This is a genomic window from Pontibacter sp. LHS2 (assembly GCF_058932845.1).
On sequence record NZ_JBZYWG010000003.1, the window covers coordinates 57,260 to 70,066 of the forward strand.

Annotated in this window: 4 protein-coding genes; 2 read left to right on the forward strand and 2 right to left on the reverse strand. The window is 47.3% G+C overall.

The genetic code is table 11. From position 1 onward, the window contains the following. Window positions 1-46: 46 nt before the first annotated feature. Window positions 47-7,531 carry an Ig-like domain-containing protein gene (locus AC5FX6_RS13525; RefSeq protein ID WP_493597589.1) on the reverse strand — a complete coding sequence of 2,495 codons (7,485 nt, stop codon included), beginning with the start codon at window positions 7,529-7,531 and terminating at the stop codon, window positions 47-49. 713 nt (window positions 7,532-8,244) lie between these two features. Between AC5FX6_RS13525 and AC5FX6_RS13530 the strand changes: the two genes are divergently transcribed. Both AC5FX6_RS13530 and AC5FX6_RS13535 read left to right on the forward strand, forming a co-directional pair. After that, window positions 8,245-9,045 (forward strand): PepSY domain-containing protein, encoded by an 801-nt coding sequence (locus tag AC5FX6_RS13530; protein WP_493597590.1) that lies wholly within the window; start codon window positions 8,245-8,247, stop codon window positions 9,043-9,045. 135 nt (window positions 9,046-9,180) lie between these two features. Next, the gene (locus AC5FX6_RS13535; RefSeq protein WP_493597591.1) at window positions 9,181-11,766 is read left to right on the forward strand and encodes a M14 family metallopeptidase; all 2,586 of its coding nucleotides are present in this window, start codon (window positions 9,181-9,183) and stop codon (window positions 11,764-11,766) included. Window positions 11,767-11,841: 75 nt separating this feature from the next. Here the strand turns inward: AC5FX6_RS13535 and AC5FX6_RS13540 are convergent, their stop codons facing one another. Continuing rightward, window positions 11,842-12,795: a PorP/SprF family type IX secretion system membrane protein gene (locus AC5FX6_RS13540; RefSeq protein ID WP_493597592.1), complete on the reverse strand. Its 954-nt coding sequence runs from the start codon at window positions 12,793-12,795 to the stop codon at window positions 11,842-11,844. Between the last annotated feature and the right edge of the window lie 12 nt (window positions 12,796-12,807).

Consider the following 12,807-nt stretch of genomic DNA (forward strand, 5'->3'; position numbering starts at 1 on the left):
AGCCCCGGGTAAAATACCCGGGGCTTTATTATTAAACCCTAATAGTCTATTGTTTGAGTAATTTGAAATGATTGCTGAACTCACCCATGCGGGTTGAGATGATGTACACACCTCGCGGCAGATTCGGATCCAGTATGAGCTTCTCAATGTTGGTACCTTTCGCCACCTTCACAGAGCGCTGCAGCAGTTGCTGGCCTGTGGCAGTAGTGACCGTGATCAACAGTTCGCCATCCAGTTCCGCATCAATACTCAACTCCACTTCTGAATGGAATGGGTTAGGATAAGCCTTCACCTTGTTCATCGATACTTCATCGAAGTGTATTGCCTTGATATTGAAGATTTCAAACTTACCATCCATGTCCACTTGCTTCAGTCGGTAGTAGCGCACGCCCTGCTTGCCGTTTTCTTTATCCACGAAGGTATAAAGTTGCTTCAAGCTGGTCGTATTCACCTTCGACTCCACAAATCCCAGCGCTCTGAAGTTCTTGGCATCACTCGACACCTGTACTTCAAATCCTTTGTTGTCGAGTTCTGAAGCTGTGGCCCAGTCGAGCACTACATCGGTGCCGCGCTTGGTAGCGTTGAAGTAGAGGAGTTCTACTGGGAGAGGGATGATAGGCGTAGTGTCAATACTTAACAGTGCATTTATATCGTAGCAAGTCCCAGGATTAGTTGGTATATCACATCGAATGGATACTTGTAGAGCTCCCATTGGCTCTGTCATTGTAAACGTGATACCACCTTCTTGCATTAGAACCCACTTATCTTCATTTACACCATCTCCCATGTACCACTTAATGGAAGCTTCATCTGCATCTTTTGCTTCTAAGATGTTTGACTCTACTCTGAATGTGTATCTTTTACCCATCTCCATTTTTGAAGGATCAGCTAGTTCTATTCCGTTTTCGTCAAAAATCAGAATATTACCTAAGGCATAAAGCGTTGGATTCTCAACAATCCTAGGCACTGCAATTTCCCGACTACAAGATGTGCTAGTATTGGTCGCAATAATCTTATAATCACCAGCAAGTTGCTTTTCAAAACTAATGGCCTCTCCGTTTCCAATCTTTGCGTCTCCTACGTTTGTGTTAGGCAACTTCACTAATTGATAGCTCACACCCACTTGAGATGAAGGCAGTCTAATCTCAGCACCAGCAGTGCCTTCACAGTAATCTCCACTTAGTGCTTCAATCACTAACGGTAACTCATCAATAGTGATTGTGGCTGTACCGTTCATCGGTATCGGGCAAGGTGGCGTTGAATTGGATGTCGCGACTACACTATAGACCCCTGCCAACGTTTGAAGGCCGAAGTTAATGTTTCCACCTGTTCCACTTACCGGATTCCCTACATTTTGAGGAGTACCATTAACCGTTCTTATAAGCTGATAGCTTACACCCGTTTGAGAGCTTCCCAAGCCAATTGGTACACCCGCACCGTCTGCACAGAAGCGTCCGCCACCCGTCACATTAAACACACTTGGAAGCGGATTTTCTACTACTTGTATAGTACCAGACATAACCTGTGAACAAGAAGTAGCTGAGTTAACTGCTTCAACAGAATAAGTACCTGCTGGGTAGTTGCCAAATGAAACAGCGCTTCCAGTACCTGCAACGCTAGCTATATTGTTACCAGCACTGTTCCTTAGATTATAGGTTACACCTGACTGAGAGCTTTGTAAGCCAATAGGCATTCCACCACTACCTGCACAGTAGCTGCCACCACCTGTGAGGGTTTGAGCAACTGGCAGTGGATTAACAACTACTGTTACATTATTCATAGTCTGGCTACAAGCCGCTGTTGTACCAGGTGAAGCAACTGTCGTAGCTACCACCGTGTATGTACCGGCTATAGTTTGAGCTGGGAAAATAATCTGTTGGCCATCATTACCTAAGATTGGATTACCCACATTACCGGTTGTAGCCCCAGCAGTTCTTACTAGCTGGTAACTAATTCCACTCTGGGAGCTTCCTAAAGTGATTGGCACACCAGTTCCCCCGGCACAATATGATCCATTACCTGGCACTGTAAGTGTTTGTACCTGTGGGAGCGGCGTTACATTGATAACTGTTGCACCAAAGTTCACACACGCTGCAGTACCTGCAAAAGCTTGTACAGAGTAGGTACCTGCTTCATTGAAGTTCCCGAAGGTGATGGCATTGCCTGTTCCTGTAACCGGACTACCTACATTTGCACCATTGCGCCTTAATTGGTAGATCACTCCTGTCTGAGAACTTGCCAAACCAATTGGTATGCCAGCGCCGCTAACGCAACGAGCACCACCGCCTGTCATCGCCTGTGATGGAGCTACCACAGTGACACGTATCTGGTTCGTCATGAAGTCCTGAGAGCATTTGCTTCGTACCCCACTTTCCCTGTCAATGACAGAGCTGAAATCAATGTACAACAAGTCACCGTCCTGCAAACCACCAACCGCGGCACCACTAGTGTTGAAATTCACCGTGAAGCCGTCTGACGAGCTGTAAGGTCTGACTTCTAGTGGGGTTGCAACACCATTTCTACTATGCATCAAGGTTAATGTGAGCGATATATCATTCCAGAAACTAAACGAACGATCCAGGTTTGCGCTTACTGTTACAGAGCCGCCTTGGCAGATGATATTATTGTTGCTTGTGATGCCAACTTCGTAAGCTACTACTGCTGCGGTGTATACCCTGTTTGAAATCTTTGCACTTGAACCTATGGCACAATCACTTCCTCCACCAGTCACATAAACAGCATAGTAGTCAAGAGAGGACAAGCCCGCATTATTTATTGAAGAGCTGCCAGAGAACTGCGTACCCTCCATATTCTTGGTCCATGAATAAGAGAAATCTCCCGCTGGCATCAATGTTCCACTTATAATCTTTGGCTGGTAATACCTGTAAGCATTAATCCGAAGTATTTCTGGCATACTTGCAAAGTCATCAAAATAGGCAGGGTTAGGTATAGGGTATTCTCTGTTCCCAAGAGGAGTTACCATATCGCTTTTCACAGGTACACCTTGACTGTTAACTAAGTAAGGATAAACAACTTCTGCATCCCTGTATACCTTGGCAGTATAAGTTGTAATCTGCCCTTTACAAGTAGGGAAGGGATCAGCAGTCACGATGGTCGTATAAGTAGATCGCTTCACTGTTATCGGAACAGTTACAGAATTTTCGCAGCTCGTTGAATTACTACTCACTGTATATGTAATATTGATCTGCCTTTCATTTTGCCCTGCAAGTAAAGCATTACAAGGTGTAAATCTGTAGTTGTTCCCTTCCAGCGTAACCCCAGGCCCAGAGAAGACTCCCTTATTACCAGTACCAGGATTGCTTCCTGTCAGTATAAATGAAGCATCTCCTGAGTAGTAAGTTCTGTTTGCCGTAAGGTTCGTAATGGATGGCGCCGCAATAGGCGTGTTGCTTGTAACTTGTACGCCAACTCTCGTGCTACTTTCACAACCTGTTGTTGCATTAAAACTGGCAGCATAGAAAGTGGTGGTAGCGTTTACTTGCGTAGCATAGGTTGTTCCTGTTGCTAAAAGTGTACCGCCAGTAGATGCACTATACCATCGAACCGTAGTCCCATTTGTACCAGTTGTTGCACTTAGCGTTACCGAACCAGAACCACATACCGATGTTGGGTTTACTGCTACATTACTTGGCGCTGCAGGTATAGGATTGACTGTCACTGTCACCGGTACTCTAGTGCTGCTCTCACAGCCAGTTGTGCTGTTATAGCTGGCTGCATAGAAAGTTGTTGTGGCGCTAACGGTTCGTGCAACGGAAAGGCCGGTTTCCAGTAAGGTCCCTCCGGTGCTGGCACTATACCAACGTACCGAGTTGGCATTAGTACCTGCTGTTGCACTCAATGTTACAGAACCCGAACCACAAACTGCAGCGGCACTTGTTGCCACGTTAGTCGGTGCAGCAGGAACAGGGTTAACTGTGACATTCACTGTATTAGAGGCAACACTCGGACAGCCTCCATTCTGTGGATTAGTGATGATGACATAATAGCTACCGGAAGCTGTTGCTGTATAAGTACTGCTAGTTTGAGTTGGGATAGCCCCACTCTGGTCATACCATTGATAAGTATAAGTTCCGTTTGATGGAGTAGATGTAGCAGTGAGCGTTACATTTCCTCCACATACAGGAGTTGTGCTAGCCGGAGTAACTGTAGCTGTTGGCGTAGCATACACCACCAGACTAACATCATCGGTGGCAGCTGTACAAACTGGATTTGCAGTACTCGTTGTCGTTAGTCTTAAAACAATTGTACCAGGGCTTGTAACTGTTACAGTCGGAGTCAGGGAATTGGCATCTGAAATGGTAGCAATATTAGCTCCACTTACAAAGCTCCATGCACCTGTACCATTGGCAATTGTTCCCGCCAGAGTAAAGGTCGTGCTATTTCCTGTCGCACACTTAGCCTGGTCATTTCCTGCGTTTGCTGTGGGCAATGGATTGACTGTAAGTGTAACTTCGTCTGTATCCTCACCACAGGTTGGATCTGTGTTGCTGGTCGCTGTGAGTCGCAGTACAGCCGAACCTGTACCAGTTACAGTAACAGTGGAGGTCATCGAACTTGTATTGGTAATACTTGCATTACCGCTTACGACACTCCACACGCCTGTTCCGTTAGTTACAGAGCCAGCCAGCGTGAAACTTGTACTGTTTCCAGTCGCGCACTTAGATTGGTCCGCCCCTGCAGTAGCTACTGGTAGCCGGTTTACAGTAAGCGTTACTTCATCGCTAACTGTTCCGCAGGCAGGGCTTGTATTGCTAGTAACTGTGTATCGCATTCGTAGAGAGCCTGTACCAGATACAGTCACTGTAGCATTTGGTGAATCAGCGTTCGTAATACTGGCAGTGGCGCCGCCGGTTTGGCTTCCATTTACGACCGTCCATACACCTGTGCCATTAGTTGCTGTGCCAGCTAGAGGAAATACAGTACCACCTGTTACAGCACAAAGAGTTTGGTCTGTCCCCGCGTTAGCCACAGGCAGGGGATTGAAGGTCAGGGTTAATGGGTTGGATAGCCTTACGCAATCATCTCCTATGCTAGTTTCTGTAATTTCAACTTGATAGACACCTGTGGATGTCGCAGTAAACACCCTGTCAGTAGAAACTACTTCTTCTGATGATGTTCCTCCATTTTTAATCCAGCGGTATTCATATGTCTGACCAGACGGAGGCGAGATTGCACTGAGCACTTTCGTAGCTCCTTGACATAAAGTGGTCGCACCAGAATAGCTAAATATAGCGAACTCAAGTGTTCCTCTTCTAAGTTCTGTCCCTACAGAAATAGCTTCGCAAAGAGTGACTTTATCTGTTAATTTAACCCTATAGATACCTGATTCACTAGCACTGTATGTTCTGGAGCTTCCTAGTAAATTATCTTCTTCATCGTACCAGGCATAGTCAAAATTTCCTGATGGAGCTATCAAATTTACAGCTGTGCCTGCACAAAACTCAGTTGGTCCTTCTACAGTAATTGTAGCTACTGGCAGCGGATTAACGGTAACCGTTACAGTTCTCGCTTCAGACTCACAACCATCTGTCGTACCATAGACAGTATAAGTAGTGGTTTGCGAAGGGGCCGCCGTTACAGTTGCTCCGGTTGTTGCGCTAAGGCCTGTTGCTGGCTCCCATCGATAGGTAGTTGCGCCGCTTGCAGTTAGTGTAGCGGAGCCTCCTGCACAAATTGCCAAGCTGTTGGTAACTGAAACAGTAGGAAGTGCCTTTACTCTGATGGTTCTTGTCGCAGTGGAAGTACAGTTATTTGCGTTCGTGTAGGTATACGTAATGGTATGCGTGCCTACTCCGGCAGTGGCCGGGCTAAATACGCCATTCGCTACGCCAGTGCCTGTATAAGTACCTCCCGCTGGTGAGCCTTCATCTAACGTAAACGGAGCTGCACTTACGCAAACATCAGGAATGCTTGCAAACGTCACGTTTGGCAATGCATGCACAACTATACTTTGCGTGGCTGAATTGGTACAGCCAGCTGGTGTTGTATAAGTATAGGTAATTTGATGTGTTCCAGCTCCAGCCGTAGCAGGGCTGAAAGTTCCTTCCGTAACACCGTTACCGCTGTAACTCCATATGCCTGTAGTCGGAACTGCCCCTCCTACTCTGCCTCCTGTAAGTTCAAACGCAGCTGCATCTATACATACTGCTGAAAGAGGCAACAGACTTACACTTGGCGCCGGATTAACAACAATGGTCTGGGTTGCTGTTACAGAGCAGCCATTCTGAGTAACTGTATAAGTTATGGTATGCTCACCATCACCTGCAGCAGCGGGGTTGAACTGAGTGGCAACCACACCATTTACTCTGTAAACTCCACCAATTGGTTCTCCTCCTGTTAAAGCAATTGATTCGCTATTTTCGCACAGTGGAGCAAATGTCTCCAATGTCACGACTGGAGCAGCTGTAACTGTGATGGTTTTAGAAATAGAATTTGTGCAAGTATTTCCGTCGGTGTAACTATAAGTGATAGTATGTGTACCAACTCCCGCAACGGCTGGGTCGAACACTCCATTCTCGACTCCTATACCTGAATATGTACCACCTGCAGGGGAGCCACCAGTTAGGCTTCTAGCAGATGCCTGAACGCATATAGGGGCAAAATCTGTATGTAAAACTGTTGGGTTTGCATTGACAGTGGCAATAACTGGTACCCGTGAGCTTTCACAAGTTGTGGCCTCGTTATAGCTGGAAACAAAGTAAGTAGTTGTTGAGCTAATTGAAGGGGTATCAAAAGTTGGACCTGTTCCAATTGGTGTACCGCCGCTTGTAGCTGTATACCAACGCACAATTGTGCCATTGTTCCCTACTGTTGCACCGAGCGTCACAGAGCCTGTTCCGCATCGTGCATTAGGACTAACACTTGGAGTATCAGGTATAGGATTGACGGTAGCAACAACTTCTGTCCTAGTCGCACTCTCACAGCCAGCTGGGCTAACAGAGCTTACCCAATAAGATCTAGTTGTTGATATGCTTGGCGTAGTATAAGTAGCTCCAGTTGCTCCGGTTATTGCTGTACCACCTGTTGCGACGGTATACCATCTGTAGCTACCATTACTTGGAGCCCCTGATGCTGATAGTTGGACTGTGCCTGTACCACAGCGGGGAGTTGTTGTGGTGGTAGGAGCGTTAGGTATAGCATCAACTGTAAGCAATATGTAATCACTAATGGATACTTGATTGCCACCATTATTTGCAGCCCTAAATCTATAATACTTGCCATTATCTGTGGCAGAAACAGTAAAAGTATAATTTAGATTTGTTGCTCCAGTTATGTCCGCAAATGGCCCGTTAATAGAGGAACTAGACTGCCAATTTTGTACGGTATTCTGATTTACATTAGTAGCTGTCAAAGTAACTACCTCACCAACACAAGCTGATCTTGGAATTACCGTCTGCCCCACCGCCACATGCGATGCCAGCATCATAAACAGCAAAAGCAACCCTACTATCTGAGGTTGCCATTTCATTGAATTTACTTTCGTAATCAATTGTGTAAAATTCTTTCTCATATACTCAAAGGTTAAGGTGAGTGAAGAGCACACTATTAGGGTTTCGGTGCTTGTTTTCTGTTTACAAAAGGCAATAGAGATCATGCGAAGGCTCAAATCGAGCTTCGGAGGGAGGCGCAGGACTCTTTTAGAAGAGTTACCTTATATAGGAGAGGCTTTTACTGACCCAGCAGGCACAGATAGCCAGGCATTGTCACTTTGGTGGGGAGATAAGATGTGTAGCTGAGCCAGGTAATGCTGACTCGCTAGGGCAGACCGTAACATACAGGTCCGGTCCTGGCAACTTTTCGGCTAAATTACTCACAGGCTATACTATTTAGGGTGACGTACTTAGCCTATGATACCTTGATTAAATATAAAAGTTTCATACTTAAGGTATAAATTCTAATATTTTAAATAAATATAATTTAATAAAATAAGATAATAGTTTAATAAATTGTACTGTTGTGCACCATGTGTTAAATCGTATTCTCCAATTGAGTTCGCGTAGATGTTTGTTAAATCACTTAATACCACTAAATATGAATACTTATATATAGATTGCGAGGCGCTTGGAATTGCACTGTTTTTAAGAACAAAAATTGCTGAATGTACATACTAGCATGTCTTTAGAGATAGATCTAATCTAAAAGGCAAATAACTGCATCTTGCATAAGATCCACTTGCAGGAAATACGATCACGCTGTATATTGAAAGCTGGCTTGACATGCTTTATGAAAAGAAAAACCCATCTCCGCATCCGCAAAGCACACCGTTACCTGGGCTTAATCACAGGTATACAGTTTGTGATGTGGACCATCGGCGGCATCTACTTCAGCTTTAGCGATATCGATGAGATTCACGGCGATCATCAGCGTAAACAGCATGCGACAACCTTTAGTCCTGGTATGGAGCTTGTATCGCCAGCGGAAGTGCTTCAGTACTTCTCCGCAGGTTCGACCATTACATCCGTTAAGCTAATTGACATTTTAGGCGAACCACATTACCAGATTGGCTACCATCCTGATTCGACACTACATGAAAGCGACCATGCGCATACCACTACTTTGACACAGTTGGCGATAGCCGCTACGGGAGAATTGCGCCCGCCGCTCACCGAGCAGGAAGCGGTACAGATTGCACACAACAGTTTCATTGATCCGGTGGATGTCACCAAAGTGGAGTATTTGACAGACGAGAACATGAGCGGGCATCATGAGTACCGCAGTGGCCCATTGCCAGCCTGGGCCCTTACCATGGAGCACCCTACCAATACCACAGTTTATGTAGCAGCTGATCAGGGCGTAGTCACGAAGTTCCGTAATAACAAATGGCGTGTATTCGATTTCCTTTGGATGCTCCACACTATGGATTATCAGGGGCGCGACAATTTTGGCAATGTCTTGTTGCGTGTGTTTTCTATCGCCGGCATCATCACGATACTGTCGGGCTTTGCGCTTTACTTTGTGAGCGGTGGTACTCGACCCAAAAAGTCTCCTAAACCGAAAGAGCACAGACGCCCTGTTGTCGGTTAAGTAGTGCTGACATTCAATAAGCTGCTATAAAAGCCCTGCCTCACCCGCAGGGCTTTTATTTTTGGAAAAGGCGAAGCAAAAGGGGAAATTGCATAACTAACCTTATTTCACGATCACCCTTAAAACAACCTACTAATGAAAAACATTTATGCGCTCGCCACGGCGGCACTGGTCTTCCTGAGCCAGTGGACTATGGCGCAGGCAGACCTCTCCTACTACCTCCCACAGGATGTGACTTATAACAAAGAATTCCCGACACCCAAAGACATACTGGGCTACAACGTGGGCGAATGGCATGTAAGCCATGACCAGCTCGCTATGTACATGCGACAAATGGCACAGCTGTCTGACCGTATCACGATTGAGGAGTATGCCCGTACGCACGAAAACCGTCCGCTATACCTGCTCACCATCACATCACCCGAAAATCATAAGAACATCCGACGCATCAAGGAGCAGCACCGACAGTTGACTGACCCCAATACATCCGGCAAACTTGACATCAAGAATATGCCGGGTGTAGTGTGGATGGGCTATAGCGTACACGGTAACGAACCGAGCGGCAGCAATGCCTCCTTGCTGGCCGTGTACCACCTGGCTGCAGCACAAGGTCCTGAAATTGACAAGCTGCTAAGCGAGACTGTGATCCTGATCGACCCTTCCATTAACCCAGACGGATTGAACCGCTTTGCCAGCTGGGTGAATACGCACCGCAGCAAAAACCTGGTGACTGACCCGAACAGCGAAGAGTTTGCTGAAGCCTGGCCACGTGGCCGTACCAATCACTACTGGTTTGACCTGAACCGCGACTGGCTGCCGTTGCAACATCCGGAGTCGAGAGGCAGACTGGCCAAGTTTCACGAGTGGAAACCGAACGTACTGACAGACCACCACGAGATGGGTACTAACTCTACTTTCTTCTTCCAGCCAGGTATACCGAGCCGCAATCACCCCCTTACGCCTGCCCGCAATTATGACCTGACCAAGAAAATTGCTGGCTTCCACGCCAAGGCACTCGATAAGATTGGTTCGTTCTACTATACTGAAGAGAGCTTCGATGACTTCTATTATGGCAAAGGCTCTACCTACCCGGATGTAAATGGTGCCATCGGTATCTTGTTTGAGCAGGCCAGTTCCAGAGGTCATGCACAGGAAAGCGTAAACGGCGTGCTGACCTTCCCTTTCACCATTCGCAACCAGTTTACGACTACCCTTTCTACGTTGCAAGCCGTGCAGAACATGCGCGAAGAGTTGCTGACACATCAGCGTGACTTTTACCGTGATGCGCTGAAGGAATCTGCTAAAGCACCGGTTGGTGCTTATGTGTTTAGTGCCGAAAAAGACCCTGCCCGTGCTTATCACCTGGCGGAGATCATCCACCAGCATCAGATCGACATTTACCGCCCGAAGGAAAATATCAAGGTAAACAATGTGACCTATACTCCTGAGAACAGCTACATCGTGCCGACAAATCAGCCGCAATACAAGCTGATCGAAGGTATGTTTGAGCGCCGCACCTCGTTTCAGGACAGTCTTTTTTATGACGTATCAGCCTGGACGCTGCCACTTGCCTTCAACCTGGAGCACGCTAACCTGACCTCCCGTCAATTCAAGAGCAACCAACTAGGTCAAAACCTTGCCACCGTTGACTTCCCGACAGGGCAGGTAGTAGGTGGTAACAGTGCCTATGCTTACGCCTTTGAATGGCACGGCTATTATGCTCCCAAAGCGCTCAATACACTTTTTAACTACGGCTTGCAGGCCAGAGTCGCAACGGATCGATTTACAGGTGCGAATGGAAAGCAGTTTGACTACGGCACCATCCTGATACCAGTGACAGGTCAGCCAGTCAGTGCAGAGCGCATCCACGAGTTGATGACGCAGATCGCTAAAGACAACGGGATCATGGTACATGCTATCAGCACCGGATTCACTGAGGGCATTAACTTGGGTAGCCCGGGCATCTATACCTTACAGCAGCCTAAGGTAGCTATGCTGATCGGCGACGGCGTGAACAGCAACGATGCCGGTGAGGCCTGGCATTTGCTTGACCACCGTTTTGATATCGTCACTAGTCTGATCAATGCCGAGTCAGTAAACCGCGCTGACCTGAGTCGCTACAATGTAATGATTATGGCAGATGGCTCTTACGGCACCATTTCGGATATCGGTAAAACGAGACTTCGCACCTGGGTACAGCAGGGCGGCACGCTGATAGGTATGGGCAATGCCACACGTTGGCTTGCAGACAACAAGATCGGCAACTTCACCTTCAAGCAGGGTGAGAACAACAACACCGAGCGACTGCCATACGCTACTATGAGCAATACAACCGGCGCACAGGTGATAGGCGGTGCCATATTTGAGACGAACCTCGATCTGACCCATCCGCTAGGATATGGCTATTATAACAGCAAACTGCCTGTGTTCCGTGACAACCGCTTGTTCATGGAACCAAGTAAGAGCCCTTACGCCAACCCAGCGGTATACACAGCTAATCCACTGCTGAGCGGTTATATCTCTAAACCGAATTTGAAGCAGCTCGGCAACAGTGCCGCTATTTCAGTATCGGCTTTGGGCGCCGGTAAAGTGATCGGGATGACGGACAATCCGAATTTCCGGGCTTTCTGGTTTGGTACCAATAAGCTGTTCCTCAACAGTATTTTCTTCGGCCAGATCATTAGCGGAAGCTCTGCCCGTGCCGAGGAAGCAGCGCATTAAAGCAACCCACCATAAAACAGAAAGGCCAGCGCAAATGCGCTGGCCTTTCTGTTTTATGAACAATGGACTTGTGTCTTATTTGAAGCGGTAGCCTAACACGATTTCGTGAGAGCCTGCACTTTGGTGGCGCATGCGCGATACAGTGATGTCGTAGGTATAACTCAACTGGAATTGCTCCTGAAACTGCACACCTACCAAGCCTACAATGGCATCCTGCGTACGGTACGATATGCCGCCCCATACCTGATCGTCGTACACTGATTTCTGGCGGCGCTTGCTCATGTGGTAAGCAGCTTTCAGGTTAAAGTCAGCTTGCACTGGAGCACCCTGCACGTACTTCAGCAACGCGGAGGGCATCAGCATGATCTTGTCGTGCACATCAAAATTATACCCACCCGATACAAATAAGTGGCGCGAAAGACGGCTTACTTCCTCTCCCCCATCTATTTCATGAATCTTGTTGCCAAGTACCTGAAACAGGGATACGCCGAAGTAGAAGTCTTTTGAGTGCATAAAGGTACCGAGTGTCAGGTCAGGCATAAAGGCGTCCACGCGGCCATGGTTGGTTACAGGGTCACGCTCGTTGGAGCCATCGGCCAGACGCACTTTGGCAGGGTCGAATCGGAACTGCTGGAAGCCGGCAGAGAAGCCAGATGACAGGTAGATGCTTCGGTTCAGCGGCACATGGTACGCATAGGAAGCTAAAGCACCTGTGCGGGTCGTTGGGCCTGTCTGGTCGGTGTACACCGTACCGCCTGCTCCATGGAAGCCCTGCGTCTTGCGGCTGCGCTTCAGGTACTTGTTGAACAAAGCACCTTCACCACTCAGGTAAAAGGTTTTAGGTGCGCCTTCAAAGCCAACCCACTGATTGCGGTAGCCCATCTTAACGCTTACATCCTTCTCAAACCCGGCCACTGCCGGGTTGAGAATGAAGTAATTGGTCATGTACTGTGAGTAAAGGGCTTTCTGCTGGGCCGATGCGGTTAAGGCAATCAACAAAAAGCAGAGTATTAATATCTTATTTTTCATAACGGTCTCTTT

Excerpts from the sequence above, each read along its gene's own strand:
- AC5FX6_RS13535 (WP_493597591.1), top strand. The coding sequence starts at position 9,181 with ATGAAAAACATTTATGCGCTCGCCACGGCGGCACTGGTCTTCCTGAGC.
- AC5FX6_RS13530 (WP_493597590.1), top strand. The coding sequence starts at position 8,245 with ATGAAAAGAAAAACCCATCTCCGCATCCGCAAAGCACACCGTTACCTG.
- AC5FX6_RS13525 (WP_493597589.1), bottom strand. The coding sequence starts at position 7,531 with ATGAGAAAGAATTTTACACAATTGATTACGAAAGTAAATTCAATGAAA.
- AC5FX6_RS13540 (WP_493597592.1), bottom strand. The coding sequence starts at position 12,795 with ATGAAAAATAAGATATTAATACTCTGCTTTTTGTTGATTGCCTTAACC.